15 protein-coding genes, 1 tRNA gene and 1 pseudogene are annotated in these 18,886 nt (G+C 67.6%); 7 read left to right on the top strand and 10 right to left on the bottom strand.

Annotated features, from left to right (window positions below):
• The first annotated feature begins 181 nt into the window (after positions 1-181).
• Positions 182-919 carry a serine O-acetyltransferase gene (gene cysE / locus BN423_RS09005; protein ID WP_019239925.1) on the top strand — a complete coding sequence of 246 codons (738 nt, stop codon included), beginning with the start codon at positions 182-184 and terminating at the stop codon, positions 917-919.
• A gap of 92 nt (positions 920-1,011) precedes the next feature.
• Here the strand turns inward: cysE and BN423_RS09010 are convergent, their stop codons facing one another.
• The gene (locus tag BN423_RS09010) at positions 1,012-2,253 is read right to left on the bottom strand and encodes a coiled-coil domain-containing protein (protein ID WP_019239926.1); all 1,242 of its coding nucleotides are present in this window, start codon (positions 2,251-2,253) and stop codon (positions 1,012-1,014) included.
• A 244-nt stretch (positions 2,254-2,497) separates the two neighbouring features.
• On the opposite strand from BN423_RS09010, the gene galE reads away from it, so the two are divergent.
• Together galE and BN423_RS09020 are read left to right on the top strand one after the other, a co-directional pair.
• Positions 2,498-3,556, top strand: coding sequence for a UDP-glucose 4-epimerase GalE (galE, locus tag BN423_RS09015; RefSeq protein ID WP_019239927.1), 1,059 nt, complete (start codon positions 2,498-2,500; stop codon positions 3,554-3,556).
• A 39-nt stretch (positions 3,557-3,595) separates the two neighbouring features.
• Positions 3,596-4,615: a polyprenyl synthetase family protein gene (locus tag BN423_RS09020; RefSeq protein ID WP_019239928.1), complete on the top strand. Its 1,020-nt coding sequence runs from the start codon at positions 3,596-3,598 to the stop codon at positions 4,613-4,615.
• 97 nt (positions 4,616-4,712) lie between these two features.
• Here BN423_RS09020 and BN423_RS09025 read toward each other — a convergent pair whose 3' ends face one another.
• The 3 genes from BN423_RS09025 to BN423_RS09035 form a co-directional block, all read right to left on the bottom strand.
• Positions 4,713-5,399, bottom strand: a complete 687-nt coding sequence (locus BN423_RS09025; RefSeq protein ID WP_019239929.1) for a TVP38/TMEM64 family protein — start codon at positions 5,397-5,399, stop codon at positions 4,713-4,715.
• 96 nt (positions 5,400-5,495) lie between these two features.
• Positions 5,496-7,193, bottom strand: coding sequence for a HAMP domain-containing sensor histidine kinase (locus BN423_RS09030; protein WP_019239930.1), 1,698 nt, complete (start codon positions 7,191-7,193; stop codon positions 5,496-5,498).
• Positions 7,178-7,951 carry a response regulator transcription factor gene (locus BN423_RS09035; protein WP_019239931.1) on the bottom strand — a complete coding sequence of 258 codons (774 nt, stop codon included), beginning with the start codon at positions 7,949-7,951 and terminating at the stop codon, positions 7,178-7,180. The genes BN423_RS09030 and BN423_RS09035 overlap by 16 nt, the downstream gene beginning before the upstream one ends.
• A gap of 449 nt (positions 7,952-8,400) precedes the next feature.
• Here BN423_RS09035 and BN423_RS09040 point away from each other — a divergent pair, with 449 nt between their 5' ends.
• Both BN423_RS09040 and BN423_RS09045 read left to right on the top strand, forming a co-directional pair.
• Entirely contained in the window at positions 8,401-9,303 is a 903-nt protein-coding gene (locus BN423_RS09040; RefSeq protein ID WP_026089066.1) for a peptidoglycan-binding domain-containing protein, read from the top strand.
• A gap of 54 nt (positions 9,304-9,357) precedes the next feature.
• Positions 9,358-9,431: transfer RNA gene (locus tag BN423_RS09045), tRNA-Gln, on the top strand.
• A 49-nt stretch (positions 9,432-9,480) separates the two neighbouring features.
• Here BN423_RS09045 and BN423_RS09050 read toward each other — a convergent pair.
• The 3 genes and pseudogenes from BN423_RS09050 to BN423_RS09055 form a co-directional block, all read right to left on the bottom strand.
• Positions 9,481-9,762 carry a DUF2442 domain-containing protein gene (locus BN423_RS09050; protein ID WP_019239933.1) on the bottom strand — a complete coding sequence of 94 codons (282 nt, stop codon included), beginning with the start codon at positions 9,760-9,762 and terminating at the stop codon, positions 9,481-9,483.
• A gap of 9 nt (positions 9,763-9,771) precedes the next feature.
• Positions 9,772-10,029, bottom strand: a pseudogene (locus BN423_RS11940) (DUF4160 domain-containing protein).
• 87 nt (positions 10,030-10,116) lie between these two features.
• On the bottom strand, positions 10,117-10,938 hold the full coding sequence (locus tag BN423_RS09055; RefSeq protein WP_019239934.1) for an ATP-dependent sacrificial sulfur transferase LarE: 822 nt from the start codon (positions 10,936-10,938) through the stop codon (positions 10,117-10,119).
• A 152-nt stretch (positions 10,939-11,090) separates the two neighbouring features.
• On the opposite strand from BN423_RS09055, the gene BN423_RS09060 reads away from it, so the two are divergent.
• Positions 11,091-11,756 (top strand): HAD family hydrolase, encoded by a 666-nt coding sequence (locus BN423_RS09060; protein WP_019239935.1) that lies wholly within the window; start codon positions 11,091-11,093, stop codon positions 11,754-11,756.
• An 83-nt stretch (positions 11,757-11,839) separates the two neighbouring features.
• Here the strand turns inward: BN423_RS09060 and BN423_RS09065 are convergent, their stop codons facing one another.
• The gene (locus tag BN423_RS09065; protein ID WP_019239936.1) at positions 11,840-12,958 is read right to left on the bottom strand and encodes a LacI family DNA-binding transcriptional regulator; all 1,119 of its coding nucleotides are present in this window, start codon (positions 12,956-12,958) and stop codon (positions 11,840-11,842) included.
• A gap of 165 nt (positions 12,959-13,123) precedes the next feature.
• On the opposite strand from BN423_RS09065, the gene BN423_RS09070 reads away from it, so the two are divergent.
• Positions 13,124-13,906 (top strand): type III pantothenate kinase, encoded by a 783-nt coding sequence (locus BN423_RS09070; protein ID WP_019239937.1) that lies wholly within the window; start codon positions 13,124-13,126, stop codon positions 13,904-13,906.
• 15 nt (positions 13,907-13,921) lie between these two features.
• Here BN423_RS09070 and BN423_RS09075 read toward each other — a convergent pair whose 3' ends face one another.
• The gene (locus BN423_RS09075) at positions 13,922-14,578 is read right to left on the bottom strand and encodes an NUDIX domain-containing protein (RefSeq protein WP_019239938.1); all 657 of its coding nucleotides are present in this window, start codon (positions 14,576-14,578) and stop codon (positions 13,922-13,924) included.
• 427 nt (positions 14,579-15,005) lie between these two features.
• On the bottom strand, positions 15,006-18,554 hold the full coding sequence (gene nifJ, locus BN423_RS09080; protein ID WP_019239939.1) for a pyruvate:ferredoxin (flavodoxin) oxidoreductase: 3,549 nt from the start codon (positions 18,552-18,554) through the stop codon (positions 15,006-15,008).
• Positions 18,555-18,886: the final 332 nt, after the last annotated feature.

Consider the following 18,886-nt stretch of genomic DNA (forward strand, 5'->3'; position numbering starts at 1 on the left):
GTATAAACCGCTCGTTTCGCTCACTTTGGGTTGCGAGCCGCCTGCGCGACCCCCGACCGAGCGGACATTCCGTCGCATCGAGGCATTCCTGCGCCTATAATCCTACCAATTCGCTATACTTATGCGCATCGCAGCGGTGCGCCGCCGCCCGCGCGCCCGCACACGCTCCAAAGGAGTAACCATGAGCTTCATCACCACCGTCTGCGAGGACATAGCCACCGTGAAGACACACGATCCCGCAGCTCAGAGCGGGTTCGTCATCGCGCTCTCCTATCCCGGCCTGCACGCCAAATGGATGCACACGCCCGAGCACTGGCTGTGGGAGCACGGCGCGCACGGCCCTGCGCGCGTGCTGAGCCAGGTGACGCGCTTCTTCACCGGCGTCGAAATCCACCCGGCGGCGCAGCTGGGCAGGCGCTTCTTCATCGACCATGCCATGGGCGTCGTCATCGGCGAGACCACCGTCGTGGGCGACGATTGCGTGCTCTACCAGGGCGTCACGCTCGGCGGCACGGGCAAGGAGTGCGGCAAGCGGCATCCCACGCTGGGCAACAACGTCACCGTGGGCGCCGGGGCGAAGGTGCTCGGCAACATCCACCTCGGCGACAACGTCAAGGTGGGCGGCAACTCGGTGGTGGTGAAGGACGTGCCCGACAACTGCACCGTCGTGGGCGTGCCCGGGCGCATCGTGCGCCGCAACGGCTGCCGCATCGTGGAGGAATCGTTCGAGGCGAAGCAGCACCGCCTGAGCATGCCCGACCCCGTGGAGGAGCAGTCGCGCGTGAACCGCGAGGGCATCAAGAGTAACCGCCGGCGCATCCGCGAGCTCGAGCAGCAGATCAACGACATGGAGCAGCAGCTCGCCGAGATCACGCGCCTGGTCGAGCAGCTCGTGGAGCAGCGCGGCGCGCAGCGGTAAGGGCGACGCGAGAGCGTCTGCGACGCGGGCGGCGTACCGGGACGGCCGCCGGCGCGAGCTCGCGCGCCCCGCCGCGGCCACCGTGCCCCGCGCTAGCTCATCTGCGAGAGGTCCTTGCCCAGCGCCCAGCCCCAGCGCGGCGTGACCGTCGTGCCGTACGTGTTGATCCACTGGTCGAGGCCGTACGTGGCGATGGGCCCGACGTTGTGCATGACCTTGTCGTCGCCGATGTAGATGCCCACGTGCCCGTAGATGCGCCCCGCCGAGGTGAGGTTGTGCGTCGACACGGCGATGATCATGCCCACCTGCAGCGCGGATTTATCCGAGCTCGTGCAGTACATGTTGTACATATCGCACGCGTTGCCCCACACCGATCCGATGCCGGCGTTCGAGAACACGTAGCTCACCCACGCCGCGCACCAGCCCAAGCCGGGCGACGCGGTGTAGTAGCACGAATCGACCACGCGCTTCTGCGCGGAGCTCGCCGCCGAGTAATCTTGGCCGCTTCCCGCCGCGGGCAGGACGGGCGGCGTGCTCGAGCCGCCGCCGGCCATGGCCTCCTGCCGCCGGCGCTCGGCCTCGGCCTCCGCCTGCGCGGCCGCGAGGATCTCCTCGTCGCGCTTCGCGATGAGCTGCTTCACCTCGTCGTCGAGGCCGTTCAGGATCTCCTGGGTCTCCTGCTGCTTCTGCTGCATCTCTGAGAGCTGCTCGGCCTGGGCGGCCTTGAGCTCCTCGAGCTCGGCCTTCTGGTCCTCGAGGCTCTGCCGCTTCTGCTCGAGCTGCGTGCGGATCTCCTCGATCTCGGCGATGACCTCGCGGTCCGCCTCGTTGATCTTCTCGACGTAGTACGCGTTCGAGATGAGCTCGTCGAACGTCATCGCCGAAAGCAGGATGGAAAGCGTCTCGTTGCCGCCGTTCTTGTAGCTTGCCGCGACGCGCTCGGAGAGCACCTCCTGCTTCGCGGCGAGCTGCTCCTCCTGCTCGGCGATCTCGGCCTCGGTTGCCTCGATCTGCGCCGTGACGTCCTCGATCTGCGAGATGGTCTCGTCCTGCTTCTTGCTGAGCTCCTGGTACTGCGCGGAGAGGTCGTCGAGCTGCGCCTGGACCTCGTCGAGGCGCGTCTGCGCGTCATCGAGCGCGTCGAGCGTCTCCTGCGAGGCCTGCGGCGTCGCGCGCGCGGTGATGGGGCTCGCGAACAGCGTGGCGAGGCCCGCGGCGGCGAGCGTCATCTTGATGGCGTCGCGGCGCGTGCAGCCGCTCGGGGCGGCAGGGGCGGTGTTGCGGGTATCGGAAGGGATAGGGGTTCCCCCGGGAAAATCGCTGCGGTGTGACATACGTGCTCCGTTTGATCTCTGTGTGTATGCTCAACCTGCCCATAAGGATACCGCACCGCGCGGGGATGTCCGCCCACATCGTCGAATAATCGCGCAAACGGCACGGCACCCCCGCGGGCGGCGACGCTATACTTTGAGTGACGCCGATGCGGTGAGCGAACGGGGCGGGGCCCGCCCGCGCGCACCGACGCCCGGCACCGCGCGCCCCAGCCGGCGCGGCAGCATTCGACGTGAGGAGTCACCCATGGCACAGGCACTGACACCGCAAGATACATGCGTCCTCGTTACCGGGGGCGCCGGATTCATCGGATCGCACACGTGCGTCGAGCTGCTCCAGCGCGGCTATCGCGTCGTGGTGGTGGACAACCTCTACAACGCGAGCCCCGTCGCCCTCGACCGCGTGCGCCAAATCGTGGGCGAAGACGCCGCGCAGAACCTCGCCTTCTACGAGGTGGACGTCAACGACCGCGCTGCGCTCGACGCCGTCTTCGAGGCCGAGCACCCCGACCGCGTCATCCACTTCGCCGGTTACAAGGCGGTGGGCGAGAGCGTGAGCAAGCCGCTCGAGTACTACCACAACAACATCGGCAACACGCTCACGCTGTGCGCCTGCATGCGCGACCACGGCTGCAAGGACATCATCTTCTCGAGCTCCTCGACCGTCTACGGCGACCCGGACAACCCGCCCGTGACCGAGCTCGACCCCAAGAAGCCCGCCACGAACCCCTACGGGTGGACGAAGTGGATGATCGAGCAGATCCTCATGGACCTGCACACGGCCGACCCGGAGTGGAACGTCGTGCTGCTGCGCTACTTCAACCCCATCGGCGCGCACCCCTCCGGCCTCATCGGCGAGGACCCGAAGGGCATCCCGAACAACCTCGTGCCCTATGTGGCGCAGGTGGCCGTGGGCAAGCGCCCGTTCGTGCAGGTCTTCGGCGACGACTACCCCACCCCCGACGGCACCGGCGTGCGCGACTACATCCACGTGGTCGACCTCGCGCGCGGGCACGTGTCGGCGCTCGAGTGGATGAACGGCCGCTCCGAGGTGGGCATCTTCAACCTGGGCACCGGCACCGGTTCCTCGGTGCTCGACGTGATCCACGCGTTCGAGCGCGCCTGCGGCCACGAGATCCCCTACAAGATCTGCCCGCGCCGCGAGGGCGACATCGCTGCGAACTGGTGCGACGCGACCAAGGCCGAGCAGGAGCTGGGGTGGAAGGCCGAGTTCGACATCAACGACATGTGCCGCGACTCCTGGAACTGGCAGTCCAAGAACCCTGACGGCTTCGAAGCCGCGTAGCGCGCCCGAAACGAATCGCCAACCGAAACGAGAAGCCCCATGCCCAACGCCTTCGCCGCATACCTCGCCGAGCACCACACCGACCTGGACGGGTACCTCGCGTCGTTCTTCGGCGAGGAGCGCACCGGCTGCCCTGCGGGGGACGACCTCGACCGCTTCCTCTACGCGCCCCTGCGCGCCTTCTCCGAGAACGGCGGCAAGCGGCATCGTCCCCTCATCTGCCTCATCGCCTGCCGCGCCGTGGGCGGCGACCCCGCGCGCGCCCGGAGCTGCGCGGCGGCCATCGAGCACTTCCAGAGCGCGGCCCTCATCCACGACGACATCGCCGACAACGGGCAGCTCCGCCGCGGGAAGCCGTGCCTCTACCTCACCGAGGGCGTGGGGCTCGCCATCAACTGCGGCGACCTCGACCTCACGCTCGTCACGGAGGCCGTGCTGAACGACCCCGTGCTCGACGATGCCACGCGCGTGCGCGTGATGCGTGAGCTCACCGCCATGACGATGCGCACCATCGAGGGCCAGGCGCTCGACCTGGGCTGGGTGCGCGACGAGCGCTTCGACCTCGGCGTCGACGACTACCTGCGCATGGCCACGCTCAAGACCGCGCACTACAGCGGCGCCGTGCCGCTCTCCGCGGGCGCGATCATCGGCGGCGGCAGCGAGGCGCAGGTCGAGGCGCTGCGCTCGTTCGGACTCGACACCGGGCTCGCCTTCCAGATCCAGGACGACCTCATCAACCTCGTGGGGAGCGACACCGCCAAGGATTTCCGCACCGACATCACCGAGGGCAAGCGAACGCTCGTGGCCGTGCACGCGCTCGCCGACCCCGCGGCGCACGACGAGGTCGAGGCCATCCTGCGCTCCGGGTCGAGCGACCCGGCGGTGCTCGCGCGCGCCGTCGAGCTCTTCGAGGAGACGGGGTCGATCGCCTACGCCCACGACGTGGCGGAGCAGCTCATCGCCCGCGCGAAGACCACGCTCGCCGGCATCGAGCTCGACGAGGGGTGCCGCGCGCTCCTGCTCGACATGGCCGATTTCTTCCTCAGCCGCGCGAGCTAGCGGATGATACATTCCAAACTGATAAAATCCAGACAGGCTGGTTTTTATCATCTTGGACGCGGTGCCGGATGATAAAAACCAGCCTGTCTGGATTTTGTCATTTCTTGGCGCAGAGCTCGAGGCGGCGGTACAGGATGCCGCCGACGAGGATGAGCGCGCCCGCTACCAGCACCGATGCGATCGCCAGGGCGTAATCGCCCGCGCCGAGCGCCGACGCCGCGACCGTCGAGGTCACGACCGAGGGCAGGCGGCCGAGCGTGGTGATCGCGAGCACCGCCCCGAAGCGCATCTTGGTGAGCCCGGCGAAATAGGTGAGGAAATCCTTCGGCATGCCGGGGATGAGGAACACTGCGAGCATCACGAGCTCGAGTCGGCGCGTGTCACGAATCCACGCATAGCGCTCGAGCTGCGCGCGGTCGAAGAACCTCCCCACGAGCCGCCAGCCCCAGCGCCGCACCGCGAAATAGATGGCGCTCGAGGCGATGACCGAGGCGATAAGGCAGAGCACCGTGCCCTCGACGAGGCCGAACGCGTAGCCGCTCGCGAGCTCGACGGGCTCTCCCGGCAAGAACGCGAGCACCACCTGCAGCGCGTTGATGCCCACGAGGGCGAGCCGGCTCAGCACCGCATGCTCGGCGACGAGGGCGTGCACCGCCGCCGGGTCGGTGAGCCAGGCGTAGATGCCGGGCAGGTAGCGCCAGCAGGCCGCTGCCAGCGCCGCGACGATCGCGACGGCGCAGGCCGCGCCGGCAACGCGCGCGACCGCCGAAACCTCATCTGTCATCGCATCTCCCTGTGGCATCTGTGGCATCGCAAACCCCCATCCATCGTATCTGCCGCGTGTTCGCCCTCGGTAAGCCCCGCGTCAAGAGCGCTGCCGTCACGCGGCGAAGGTCACCGTCACCCGGGCACCGCCCTCGGGAGCGTTCGCGAGGGCGACCTCGCCGCCATGGAGCCGCGCGAGCACGCGCGCCACATTGAGCCCCAGGCCGAAGTGCTCGGCCGACTTCTGCTCGCTGAAGAAGGCGTCGCACCCGTGATGGAGCGCCTCGGCGGAGAAGCCGGGGCCGTCGTCCGTCACGGTGACAGCGAGCGTGGGCGCTGCGTCGCGCACCGCATCGCCGCCGGGCGCGAGGTCGAGCCCGACCGTGACGAGCGCGCTCGCGTGCCCGCAGGCATTGGAGAGGACGTTGCCCAGCACCTCTTCGACGACCTGCATATCGAGCTCAAGCGGCGCCCCGCCGTTCTCGCGCGACCGCGCCCGCAGGCTATCGCCCACCGCGAAGCGCAGCCCGCACGCGGCGCCGTTCGCCGCGACGTAGGCTGTGGCCTGGCGCTCGATGGCATCGACCGCATCCGCGGGCTTGATGGGAGCGCGGTTGACGGCGCGATCCTCGAGCTTCGTCACGCGCGCCATCGCCGCCGCGTAGCGCTCGAGCCGCTCGACTTGCTCGGAGATGACCGCGAGCGAACCCTCGACCCCGGCGGGCGATTCCTCCCCGCGCGCCCACACGCTCGCCAGCTCGACCGTGCCCTTGAGCACCGTCACGGGCGTGCGCAGGTCGTGGGCGAACGCTGCGTTCAGCCGGCGCCGATCCTCCGCCGTGCGCCAGAGCTCCCGCTGGGATTCCAGCAGCGCGGCGCGCATGCGCTCCATGGCCGCCGCGAGCCCGCCCAGCTCGCGCCCGCGCACCGGCTCGATCTGGAAATCGAGGTCGCGCGCGGCGATGCGCTCCGCCGCCCCGCCCAGCTCCGCGAGCGGCCCGCCGATATAGCGCCGGTAGAACCTGCGGAAGAGCAGGATCGCCAGGCCGCCGTACGCCAGGACGGGCACCCCGATGCCAGCCGTGAGCCGCAGCGCCCAATCGAGCCACGTGAGGTAGCTCGCCTCGTCGAGCGCCACGTAGTACGCGACGTTCGAGAGCAGCACGTCCTCCCCGAAGTCGCCCGCCCCGAACGCATCGACCGTCGGCAGGCGCGCGGCGCGCTCGCGGGCATCGTAGGCGGGCAGCTCGTCCACCGGGATCGTCGCATCCGGGTCGTACGGCTCGCCGCCCGTCGCCCGGTACTGCTCCTCGGTGTAGTTGCCGCCCCAATCGGACACGCGGTACGACAGGTCGCTCCGCAAGAGCCCCATCGTCGCGTCCACGACGCGCATGTCGCGGTCCCACCCGCCCGCAACGATGCTGTCCTCCGCCTCGTCCCGCGCGGCGTGGACGAAGGCGACGAATACGATATGGTCGTACGAATCCTCGAGGTAGACGGGGGTCGCCCGCAGCAGCTCGTCGGTCGCGGCATCATAGAGGTACGGCCCCGCATTGACCTCGGCGTGCTCCGCCCGGTGCTCCTCCGAGACCCGGTAGTACACCTCCATGAGCGCGTCGATGGCCACGAGCGCCACCGCGCTCGCTGCCACGAGCCACACGAGCGCATAGCCGAAGAACGCCCGCATGATGGTGGGGTTCCGGAACCATGCCTTCACGCGCGACCACGCCCGGCCGGGACGTCCGCCGGTACCCGCAGCGCCGCCCGCTCCCCCGTCCGCGCCGCGCCGCCGTTCCATCATCGTGCCGCCCATCGGTACCCCACGCCCCAAACCGTCTCGATCACCTCGTGCCGCGCGCCGGCCGCCTCGAACTTGTTGCGGATCCTCCGCACGTGTTCGCGCACGATGGATGGGTCGCCCGTCGCGTCCCACGCCCAAACCCGCTCGTAGATGAACGCCCGGTCGTACACGCGCCCCGGGTGCTTGCTCAGCAGCGCGATGATGTCGAACTCGGTGCGCGTGAGGTCGACCCGCACGCTAGCGCGCCCGCCGGCCGTCGCGCCCGGCCCCTCACCCGCCGCCGGCTGCGTCCGCACCTCGACCGTGCGCTTGGCATAATCGATCGTGATGTCCGAGAGCACGGAGACGCTGCGCGAGGCCGTCCCGCCGTCGCGCCGGGCCTCGCGCGCAAGATGCGCCCGCACGCGCCCACCGAGCACCGCGAGCGAAAACGGCTTGAGCACGTAATCGTCGGCGCCGGCACTGAAGCCGTCCAGCTGGTCGGCGTCCTCGATGCGCGCCGTGAGGAAGATGATGGGGCAGCTGAGCACCTCGCGCAGGCGGCGGCACAGCCCGAAGCCGTCCATGCCGGGCATGTTGACGTCGAGCAGCGCCAGGTCCACGCCGCGTCCGCGCTCGAGCACGCGCCGCACCTCCGCGAGCGCGCCCTCCGCGTCCGTCGCGCAGGCGGTCGCATAGCCCTCCATCTGGAAATACTCGTCGAGCATGTTCACGATGGCAGGCTCGTCGTCGACGATGAGCAGCAGCTTCGCATCCGTCTCGCTTGGCATGGCGTTCTCCCTTCGCGTCACGACCCATGGTGACAAAAAGATGTCGAGATTTCGTCTACGCGCGGAGCGCGAACGCGATTTTGCGCGCGTTCGCGGCTGCGTTTGTCCCCGCCCAAACACAAAGTGAGCGAAACGAACGGTTTATCGGTACCCCCTCGAGTAGCAAGGGGGTGCGCGCCAACAAAACCGCAGCTAGTTGAGTTGCCGTTTTGGCGGCTACTTGCCCACCCCCTCATAAACCGCTCGTTTCGCGTCGTTTGTTCATCGGAGGACAGCTGATATGCGCTGCGACGGGGCCTCAGGAGCGCACCACGCGGTCTCGACCGCACGTTGCACGTGGGTTTACCGAGGAAAAAGCCGCCACGCAGCGGGGCGCGCCGCCCCATCGGGCGCGGGGCGCGCAAACTTGCTAGACTATAAGGGGTATGCAGACGCTAGAAAGAGGCAGCATGGAACCAATCACCACCGGGATGCAGGGGCCGGCCGTCGAGGACGTGCAGGCTCGCTTGGTCGGGCTCGGCTATTCCATCGACGCGACCGAGCTCAATGCCCGGCAGTTCGGCCCCGCCACGGCCTCTGCCGTCGCCGAATTCCGCAGGAACGAGTCGCTCGAGGCGGGCTCCGACGTGGACACCGAGTGCTGGAGCCGGCTCGTGGACGCATCGTATAAGCTCGGCGACCGCACGCTGTACCTGCGCCTCCCGAATTTCCACGGCGCCGACGTTATGGAGCTGCAGCACGCCCTCAATATCCTTGGCTTCTCGTGCGGCAAGGCGGACGGCGTCTTCGGGCCGCACACCGAGGCGGCGCTCCAACAGTTCCAGGAGAACGTCGGGCTCTTTGCCGACGGCATGGCGTTCCAGGACACCTACAGCTACATCAACCGCCTCCACCACATCTGGGAGGGCAAGCCCACGGTGAGCGACACGGAGAACCGCACGGGCTTCGCGCGCGCCGCGAGCGTGCTCGAGCACACGCGCATCGCCGTGATCGGCCAGGATCCCATCGCGCGCAACGTGGCGTCGCGCATGTGGAACATCGCCACGGCCACCACCGACCGCAGCGGCATGGTGCTCTGCGACAGCGAGGCGCCCGAGGACGTCGACGTCATCTTCGAAATCGCCGCCTCACCGCTTCCCACGGACGCCGCGCCGCGCGCGACCATCGTCCTGGCGGACGCGCCGAACATCTCGCAGCGCATCCGCACCGCGCTCGCCGCCGCATCGGACAAGCCCGCCGTGCTGCGCTTCGAGCTCACGGGGATCACGCATTACGGGTCGTTCACCTCGAGCGATTCGCAGGCGCTCGCGATCCTGCTGCTCGACGGCGTTTGCGATGCATTGAGCGATTAGGTACACTTAGTGCGCTGACGCGCGGCTTTCCCGCGGCGTCGGCATGTGGTTCGTTGGGGCATCGTCCAGCGGCAGGACCCCGGTTTTTGGTGCCGGTTACGGGGGTTCGAATCCCTCTGCCCCAGCCACGATTTACATGCAATTCAAAGCCTGTATATCACATTACAAGTGAGCTCGTCACGCCACGCTTTCGCAATCGGTGTACAGACGCTCAGGCGCGATATCGATATCGCCCGGCCAACAAGCAGTGAAGCCGTCTGTGTACACCTTTTTGAACTCATTTTCATCTGCGAGCGCCTGAAACGCTGGCCATCCGAGATATCCGCTCATATCAAATATGCCACTTGAACGCTTGCGTTCCTTACCAACTTCGAACTCAAGCGCAAGCCTATACCCGTCAAGCGGAGAAACGGAGATGACATTGATCGGGAATGGCAAGGATCTAACGTCAACGTTCATTGCCAGCTCCTAACGCAAAGGATCGATCTTCATGGGATTGTGCCCGCTCTCAGCCAAATCCCAGTTGGCCCTCAAATCCTCGGAATGAATCTCAACCCATGCCTGAATGAGACGCTCTTGCTTCCTGGGCATAAACCCTTCGAGCCTGTTGCCATCGAAATCATAAACAGCTTAGTGCTCCCCATACCTCGCATGGAAATGCGGCGCAGGATGATCGCCCGCATACATGGATATGACAATGCCGAAAAACAGACTGATGGTTGGCATAGCTCCCCTTCCGCTTCCCTCGCTTTGAAATAACTATACCCTGCATGCTGATTACGCCACACGCGCTTGCAACAAGCGATGTCCTTCCTACCACGCGACGGGGCAGCCGGCAAGGCGCTCGAGCTCGGCGCGGAGCTCGCTCGTAAGCTGGTCGCGCTTGCACGCGAGTTCGTCCTCCTTGAACTCCAGCCGCATCTCCCCCGCGCCCAGGCGCGCGCGGACGGAGCGGAACCCGTGCTGGTGCAGCAGGTCCTCGCAGGCGCGCACGATGCCGAGCTTCTCGGCCGTGATGGGCTCGCCGCGACGCACGCGTGTCGCGAGGCACGCCTCCGCGGGCATGTCCCACTGGGCGAAACCCCAGGCGCGCAGCAGCGCGCGCTCCTCCTCCTTGCGCCAGCCCGTCTCCATGAGCGGCGACCGAACGCCCAGTTCGCGCAAGGCGCGGATGCCGGGTCGGTCCTCGAGGGCGTCATCCGCGTTGCTGCCGTCCGCAACGACCGCGATGCCGCGCGCCCGCGCCGCCTCGACGATCCGCTCGAACCCGAAGCGCTTGCACCAATAGCAGCGGTCGGCGGAGTTGCGTGCGATCTGGGGGATGCCGAGCGCGTCGTACGGAATGCCGAGCACCGGCAGGCTGGCGAGCGCGGCGGGTTCCGGCCGCTCCGGGACAGTGCCGTTGCCCGCGCTGCCCAGCGCTCCCTCCGCCGCCGCGCGCTCGGGCGTCGTCGTGAACGGCGTCTCGAGGCGGACGAGGAGCGTCGCCTCGGGGAGCACCCGCGCGCACACCGCCGCGAGGAAGGTGCTGTCCACGCCGCCCGAGAAGCCGATCGCCACCGATCCCCACGAGCGCAGCAGCTCCTCGAGCGCCCGCATCTTCCCCGCAAGCTCCGCGTTATCCCTCAGCTGCACCGCATCCCCTTTCCCGCGCGCCCATCTGGCTCATCATGACGCGATTCTTGTACCCGCGCCGCCGCGTATCTGGCACAATATCCCTGTTGCGACCTCGGCGCCAGCCGCCGTCGCCCGAACCATCCAAACCGTATCGCACCCCGGGAGCCGCCATGATCACCGCCGTCCTCTTCGACCTTGATGGAACACTCGTCGACACCGAAACGCTGAGCGCGGAATCGTGGCGTCGCGTCGCCGACGAGATGGGCTTCACCATCGACGACGAGACGATCTACTCGTTCATCGGCCTCACGCGCCCCGTCATCATCGAGCGCTACGGCGACAAGCTCGGCGGCCACGACCGCGCCGACGCCGCCTTCGACCGGCACTACGAGATCAAGTTCGAGCTCGCGGAGACCGATCTGCACCTCATGCCCGGTGCCGAGGAGGCGCTGCGCACCCTGTCCGCTCGCGGCTTCAAGCTCGGCCTCGCCACGTCCTCGATGCGCGACGTCGCGGAGCGCGAGCTCGCGCCGTTCGGCCTCATGGACATCTTCGATGCGAGCACCTGCGGCACCGAGGCGCCCGCGAGCAAGCCGAACCCCGACATCTACCTCGTCACGGCCGAGAAGCTCGGCGTCGACCCCGCCTGCTGCGCCGTGGTGGAGGATTCCTTCAACGGCGTGCGCGCCGGCCACGCGGCGGGCATGCAGGTCTTCCTCGTCCCCGACCTCGTCGCGCCGACGCCGGAGATCCAGGCGCTGTGCGCGGAGCAGCTGGAGAGCCTCGACGAGCTGCCCGCGGCGATCGAGCGCTGGAACAGCGAGGGCGCGCGGTAGCACCCCGGCGGCGGGCGAAAGGCTCGCGTCGCATCCGCACCTCGCGCTCATCCGCGAGCACCGCCCGCGCTGGAGCGGCCGCGCTAGAGGAACGACCCGATATCGAGCTCAGGCACCCCTGCCAGCGCGCCCTCGCTGCGCGCATCCGCGCCCACCGTGCTCTCCCGCTCGAGCAAAAACGGGCGGATGACCTCGTGCGTCGCGCCTTGCCGCTGCTCCACGAGCGCGAAGGCGTCCTGATGCACGTGCACGACCGACTTCTTGGTCTCGGCCTCCTCGATCGAGCGCAGGAGCAGCTGTACGCCCTTGCGACCGAGCTCGTATCCGGCGGGCGAGCAGGTCGTGAGCCTCACCCCGCTCGACCACGCGAGCGGGTTGCCGTCGCACCCGGCGACCATGATGTCGTCGGGCACCGAGAGCCCCCGGGCGCGCACGCCCTCGATGGCACCGGTCGCGAGCACGTCTGACAGGGCGATGATCGCATCCGGCCGGCTCGCCGCGTCCCGCCCCGCGAGCAGGGCGCCGAGCCGCGCACCGTCCCCCGTCCCCGCGCTCCGTCCCTCCTCGATGACCTCGACGTTCTCGACCCCCTGCGCCGCGAGCGTGGCGCGGATGCCCACGAGCCGCCCTGCGCGCTGGTAGATGTCCGGCATGCCGATCACCGCGACGCGCTCCGCGCCGCGCGCGAGCACGTGCTCCGCGACGATGGCGCCCTGCGCCTCGTAGTCGGGGGTGACGGCGAGCGCGTGGTAGGGCGCCTCGGACGCGCCGAGGTAGACCGTCGGCATGGGCAGGTCGAGCTCCTCGTAGCGCCGGGGGTTGGCGATGGGCTGCATGAGCACGCCCGCCACCTGCATACCGGCGAAGAACCGCAGGTAGCGACCCTCGCACGACTCGTCGCCGTTCACACAGAGCACGATGACGTCGTAGCCGTGCCGCAGCGCCTCGTTGTGCGCGCCGTTGGCGATCTGCACGCTGCAGCCGTGCGTGAGGCAGGGCAGGATGAGGCCGAAGACCTTGTTCGTCCCGCCCGCGAGCAGCCGCGCGCTCTGGTTGGGCAGGTACCCCAGGCGGTCGATGGTCTCCTCGATGAGCTTGCGCGTATCCGGCCGCACGCGCTCCGGATGGTTGAGCGCATTCGACACCGTGCCGAGCGAGACGCCCGCCTCGCGCGCCACGTCCACGATCCGAACCCTGCCCATGCCGCCCCCCTAGCTGCCCAGGATGATGATCTGATGCGATACGGTAATGTCTTTCACCTTGGTCGCATCTGAGTATAGCAAAGCGTTGAAACGCTTCACCCCGCACGCCGCCAGCGGCGCTGATATACAATGACCGTGATTGACCACCTCGCGCAAAGGAGGGCCATGCTCCTCGCTATCGATATGGGCAACACGCAAACCGGGCTCGGCCTCTTCGACGGGGACGCGCTCGCGTACGCGTGGCGCATGCCCACCGACCGCTCGTTCACCGCCGACGAGCTGCACGTTCGTCTGCTTGGCTACCTGCACATGTACGGCCTTTCGCTCGATTGCATCGATACGGTGGCCTTCGCGGGCGTCGTGCCCCAGCTCTCGCGCGAGTGGGAGCAGGCGGCGCGGCGCATCACCGAGCGCACGATCGCCGTGGGCAGCGCCACCGCCCAGGTGACGAAGCTCCGCGCACCCAACCCCGCCGAGGTGGGCGCGGACCGCATCGCGAACGCCGTCGCGGCCGAAACATGCTACGGCGCGCCCGCCATCGTGGTGGACTTCGGCACCGCCACCAACATCGATGTCGTGGACGCGGACGGTTACTACATCGGCGGGGCGATCGCGCCGGGCCTCCGCATCTCGATGGACGCCCTCGTGGCGCGGGCCGCGCGCATCGCGAGCATCCCGCTCGACGTGCCCGAGCGCGCCATCGGCAGGACGACCACCGAGGCCGTGCAGAGCGGCGCGATCCTGGGCACGGCTGCCATGGTGGAGGGGCTCGTCGCGCGCATACGCCGCGAGCTCGAAGCCCCCGAGGCATGCGTCATCGCGACGGGCGGGCTCGCCGGCCTCGTCGCCAATGCCACTGACGCCTTCGACGTGGTCGACCAGCAGCTCACCCTCAAGGGCATCGCCGAGATCGCCCGCCGCATGGGCATGTTCGAATCTGCTGAATAGGAACGCGACGCGCCGTTACGCCTGAGCCGCCTCCGCGGCGAGGCGGTGCGCCATGACGTCGCAGGCGAGCGCGCCCACCACGGTCTTGGCGTCCTCGATCTTGCCGTCGAGCACTGCGTCCACGAGCTCCTGCACATCCACGAGGTCGACGTTCAAGAACTCGTCCTCATCCGGGTTGGCGCCCTCGAACGAGAGCTGCGTGGCCAGGTAGAGATGGATGAGCTCGTCGGAGAAGCCGCATGAGCTCGCGATGGTGGTGAGGTAGGCGATGCGCCCCGGCACGAAGCCCGTCTCCTCCTTGAGCTCGCGCTTCGCGCAGTCGAGCGGATCCTCGCCCGGCTCGAGCTTGCCGGCGGGGATCTCCACCGTCACGCGGTCGAGCGCGGTGCGGTACTGGCGCACGAGCGCGATCTTCCCCGATTCGGTGAGCGCGACGATCGCGACCGCCCCGTGGTGGCGCACCACATCACGGCGCGACACGCGGCCGTTCGGCAGCTTCACCTCCAGGCATTCGACGTCGAAGATCTTGCCGCTCCACGCCGTCTCCTGCGAGAGGATCTCCTCGTGCAGGTCCGCGTCGCGCTCGTCGTCGTCACCGAGCACGAGCTGCGTGTCCTCGGCCCCCGCGATCTCTTCGATATCCTCGATCGGCTGCTCGTCCTGCTCCGCCATCGTGCCTCCCTTTCGTCGCTGCACAGTCAAACGCCTTATACCCAACATACCGCGCAACGACCCGCGCCGCGTCCGCGCGACCTCGGAGAGCTCATGATAAAAACCAGCCTGTCTGGTTTTTATCACGTCGAAACGCCTACGAACTGGTTCGAGCCTCGATACTGTGTGGGATTCTCGACGCGCCTAGTAGACGGCCCTCCGGCGCCCGGGTTTCCTGCGGTTTTCCTCGCCAAAACCCCGGTCTACTCGACCCTTTCAAAATCCCACACAGTATCGAGGCTCGAACGCGCCGGCCGCCCGTCCGGCGCGCCCAAATCCCCACAAGACCGCGCTCCCTAAACACGAAAAGGGGCTCCCGATCGCTCGGGAGCCCCTTCGAAGCGCTTCGTGCGCTCTCGCTCAGGCGGAACGGCGTCCGCGCGAAGCCTTAGACCTCGGCGTAGAGGTCCTTGAGCTTGAGCAGGTGCTGGTAGCGGGCCAGGGCGGCGTCCTCGTTCTCCTTGAAGAGCTTCTCCACCTGGTCCTCAGGCAGCACGCGCGCCAGCGAGGCGTAGCGGGCCTCGTTCATGAGGAACTCCTGGTACCCGCCCTTCGGCTCCTTGGAGTCGAGGGTGAACTTCTTGCCCACCTCGGCGGCGGGGTTGAAGCGGAAGAGGTTCCAGTACCCGCAGTCCACGGCCTTCTTCATCTCGGACTGGCAGTTCTGCATGCCGCCCTTCTTGATGGAGTGCATCTCGCAGGGCGCGTAACCGATGATGAGGGACGGGCCGTCGTAGGCCTCGGCCTCCTGGATGGCCTTGAGCGTCTGGGCCGGGTTCGCGCCCATGGCGACCTGCGCCACGTACACGTAGCCGTAGCTCATCGCGATCTCGGCGAGGCTCTTCTTCTTGGTGCGCTTGCCCGCCGCGGCGAACTGCGCGACCTGGCCGAGGTTCGACGCCTTGGAGGCCTGGCCGCCGGTGTTGGAGTACACCTCGGTGTCGAACACGAAGACGTTGACGTTGTGGTCGGAAGCCAGGACGTGGTCCAGGCCGCCGAAGCCGATGTCGTACGCCCAGCCGTCGCCGCCGAAGATCCAGAAGGACTTCTTGGTGAGGTAGGCCTTGTCGGCAAGGATCTTGCCGGCCACCGGGCAGCCGTCCTGCTCGGCCTGCTCGAGGGCAGGGATGAGCGCGGCGGCAGCGGCCTTGGAGCCCTCGGCGTCGAAGCGCGCGTCGAGGTAGGCCTGGATGAGCTCCTTGGTGGCCTCGGGGGTCTTGTCGCTCTCGAGCATGCTGTTCAGCTCGACGACGATCTTGTTCTGGACCGCCTCATAGCCGAGGAACATGCCCAGGCCGTGCTCGGCGTTGTCCTCGAAGAGGCTGTTGTTCCACGCCGGGCCGTGACCGTCCTTGTTGACGGTGTAGGGCGAGCGCGCGGCCGGGTTGCCCCAGATCGAGGAGCAACCGGTGGCGTTGGCGATGAACATGCGGTCGCCGCAGACCTGCGTCACGAGGCGCGCGTACGCGGTCTCGGCGCAGCCGGCGCAGGAGCCGGAGAACTCGAGCAGCGGCTGCTTGAACTGGCTGCCCTTGAGGTTCGCGGTCTGGAGCACGGGCTTCGGCGCGACGTGCTCGACGCAGTAATCGAAGGTCTTCTGCTCCTCGAGCTCCTGCTCCTGGGGCACCATGGTGAGGGCGCCCTTCGGGCAGACCTTCGCGCAGTTGGTGCAGCCCATGCAGTCGAGCGGGCTGATGGCCATGGTGAACTTGAGGCCGGTGTCCTTCGGCATCTTGATGTCGAGCGTGCGCATGCCCTCGGGAGCCGCGGCGATCTCTTCCTCGGTGAGGCCGAACGGACGGATCGTGGCGTGCGGGCACACGTAGGCGCACTGGTTGCACTGGATGCACTTCTCGGCGTCCCAATGCGGCACCATGACGGCCACGCCGCGCTTCTCGTAGGCGGAAGCGCCCTGCTCGAACTGGCCGTCCTCGTGGCCGGTGAACGCGGACACGGGGAGCTCGTCGCCCTCCATGCGGTTGATGGGCTCCATGATGGTCTTGACCTGGGCGATGAGCTCGGGGCGACCCTTGAGCTCGGGCGCGGCGTCCTCATCGGCGGCGTCGGCCCACTCGGCCGGGACCTCGACCTTCTGGAAGGCGGTGGCGCCGGCGTCGATGGCCTTCCAGTTGGCCTCGACCACGTCCTGGCCCTTCTTGGCGTAGGACTTCTCGGCGGCGTCCTTCATGTACTTGATGGCGTCCTCCTGCGGCAGCACGCCGGCGAGCGTGAAGAACGCGGACTGGAGGATGGTGTTGGTGCGCTTGCCCATGCCCACCTGCACCGCCAGGTCGATGGCGTTGATGAGGTAGAGCTGGATGTCGTTCTGGGCGATGTAGCGCTTCTCAGCGGCCGAGAGGTGCTTCGACAGCTCGTCGAAGTCCCACTGGCAGTTGATCATGAGCGTGCCGCCGGGCTTCACGCCCTGGGCGATCTTGAAGTGCTTCGTGATGTAGCTCGGGTTGTGGCACGCCACGAAGTCGGCCTTCGTGATGTAGTACGGGCTCTTGATGGGCTTGTCGCCGAAGCGCAGGTGCGAGATGGTCACGCCGCCCGTCTTCTTGGAGTCGTACTGGAAGTAGGCCTGGACGTACTTGTCCGTGTGGTCGCCGATAATCTTGATCGAGTTCTTGTTGGCGCCCACGGTGCCGTCGCCGCCGAGACCCCAGAACTTGCACTCGATGGTGCCCTCCGCCGCGGTGTTCGGGGCGTCCGGGTCCATGGGCAGCGAGAGGTTCGTGACGTCGTCCACGATGCCGATGGTGAACTCGCGCTTGGGCTCGTCCTTCTTGAGCTCCTCGTAGACGGAGAACGCGGCCGCGGGCGGCTCGTCCTTCGAACCGAGGCCGTAACGGCCGCCGACGACGGTGATGCCGGTCTTGCCCGCCTCGTAGAGCGCAGCGACGACGTCCTCGTAGAGCGGCTCGCCGATGGAGCCGGCCTCCTTGGTGCGGTCGAGCACGGCGATCTTCTTGACGGTCTCGGGGAGCGCGGCCACGAAGTGCTCGACGGACCACGGACGGTACAGGCGCACCTTCACGAGGCCGACCTTCTCGCCCTGGGCGTTGAGGTAGTCGATGACCTCCTCGAGGGTGTCGCAGAAGGAGCCCATGCACACGACGACGCGGTCAGCGTCCTCGGCGCCGTAGTAGTCGAACAGGTGATAGCTCGTGCCGAGCTTCTCGTTCACCTTGTTCATGTAGTCCTCGACCACCGCGGGCAGGTTGTTGTACGCGGTGTTGCAGGCCTCGCGGTGCTGGAAGAAGACGTCGCCGTCCTCGTGCGTGCCGCGGTTGTGCGGGTGCTCGGGGTTGAGCGCGTGGTCGCGGAAGGCCTGGACGGCGTCCATGTCGCACATCTCGGCGAGATCCGCGTAATCCCACACGGCGACCTTCTGGATCTCATGCGAGGTGCGGAAGCCGTCGAAGAAGTTCAGGAACGGCACCTTGCCCTCGATGGCGGCGAGATGCGCCACCGCGGAGAGGTCCATGACCTCCTGGACGTTGGTCTCGGCGAGCATGGCGAAGCCGGTCTGGCGGCAGGCCATGACGTCGGAGTGATCGCCGAAGATGTTGAGCGCATGGCTGGCGACGGTACGCGCGGACACGTGGAACACGGCCGGTAGGTGCTCGCCTGCGATCTTGTACATGTTCGGGATCATGAGCAGAAGACCCTGAGACGCGGTGTAGGTGGTGGTCAACGCGCCCGCGCAGAGCGAGCCGTGGACGGTGCCCGCGGCGCCGGCCTCGGACTCCATCTCGATGACGTTCACCTTCGTGCCAAAGATGTTCTTCTTGCCCTGAGCTGCCCACTGGTCGACATGGTCGGCCATGGGGCTGGACGGCGTAATCGGGTAGATACCCGCAACCTCGGTGAACGCATACGATACGTACGCGGCCGCCTCGTTGCCGTCCATGGACTTGAACGAACGCGCCATATACCCCTCTCCTCTCGTGTAGGTATACAGTCCCCGGTAAGCCCGTGCAAACCGGTGATTCCACGGCGCTTATGGCGTTTCCGCATGTCAAGCATGATTCGGCGAACGCGGCGATTCGTGCCCGGCAGCGGAAATCCACATGCTCCATTATTGTAACGCGTATCGGATGCGCGCGGGAGCAAAACTGGGGGCGCTGGAGGAGTTTGTGCGGGAGCACGAGCGGGACGGAACGGGCGCCCGCGGAGGCGGCGCCCGCAGCGGACGCGGACGGCGGGGCGGCGGCGGAACCGCTTCGTGCGCAAACTCGTCAATTTTATGCGCGAAGGCCGTTT

It is taken from the genome of Enorma timonensis (genome assembly GCF_000321165.1).
Lineage (GTDB): Bacteria > Actinomycetota > Coriobacteriia > Coriobacteriales > Coriobacteriaceae > Enorma.

Bases quoted from the DNA above. Each gene is read 5' to 3' on its own strand.
- cysE (WP_019239925.1), top strand. From the start codon at position 182: ATGAGCTTCATCACCACCGTCTGCGAGGACATAGCCACCGTGAAGACA.
- BN423_RS09010 (WP_019239926.1), bottom strand. From the start codon at position 2,253: ATGTCACACCGCAGCGATTTTCCCGGGGGAACCCCTATCCCTTCCGAT.
- galE (WP_019239927.1), top strand. From the start codon at position 2,498: ATGGCACAGGCACTGACACCGCAAGATACATGCGTCCTCGTTACCGGG.
- BN423_RS09020 (WP_019239928.1), top strand. From the start codon at position 3,596: ATGCCCAACGCCTTCGCCGCATACCTCGCCGAGCACCACACCGACCTG.
- BN423_RS09025 (WP_019239929.1), bottom strand. From the start codon at position 5,399: ATGACAGATGAGGTTTCGGCGGTCGCGCGCGTTGCCGGCGCGGCCTGC.
- BN423_RS09030 (WP_019239930.1), bottom strand. From the start codon at position 7,193: ATGGGCGGCACGATGATGGAACGGCGGCGCGGCGCGGACGGGGGAGCG.
- BN423_RS09035 (WP_019239931.1), bottom strand. From the start codon at position 7,951: ATGCCAAGCGAGACGGATGCGAAGCTGCTGCTCATCGTCGACGACGAG.
- BN423_RS09040 (WP_026089066.1), top strand. From the start codon at position 8,401: ATGGAACCAATCACCACCGGGATGCAGGGGCCGGCCGTCGAGGACGTG.
- BN423_RS09050 (WP_019239933.1), bottom strand. From the start codon at position 9,762: ATGAACGTTGACGTTAGATCCTTGCCATTCCCGATCAATGTCATCTCC.
- BN423_RS09060 (WP_019239935.1), top strand. From the start codon at position 11,091: ATGATCACCGCCGTCCTCTTCGACCTTGATGGAACACTCGTCGACACC.
- BN423_RS09065 (WP_019239936.1), bottom strand. From the start codon at position 12,958: ATGGGCAGGGTTCGGATCGTGGACGTGGCGCGCGAGGCGGGCGTCTCG.
- BN423_RS09070 (WP_019239937.1), top strand. From the start codon at position 13,124: ATGCTCCTCGCTATCGATATGGGCAACACGCAAACCGGGCTCGGCCTC.
- BN423_RS09075 (WP_019239938.1), bottom strand. From the start codon at position 14,578: ATGGCGGAGCAGGACGAGCAGCCGATCGAGGATATCGAAGAGATCGCG.
- nifJ (WP_019239939.1), bottom strand. From the start codon at position 18,554: ATGGCGCGTTCGTTCAAGTCCATGGACGGCAACGAGGCGGCCGCGTAC.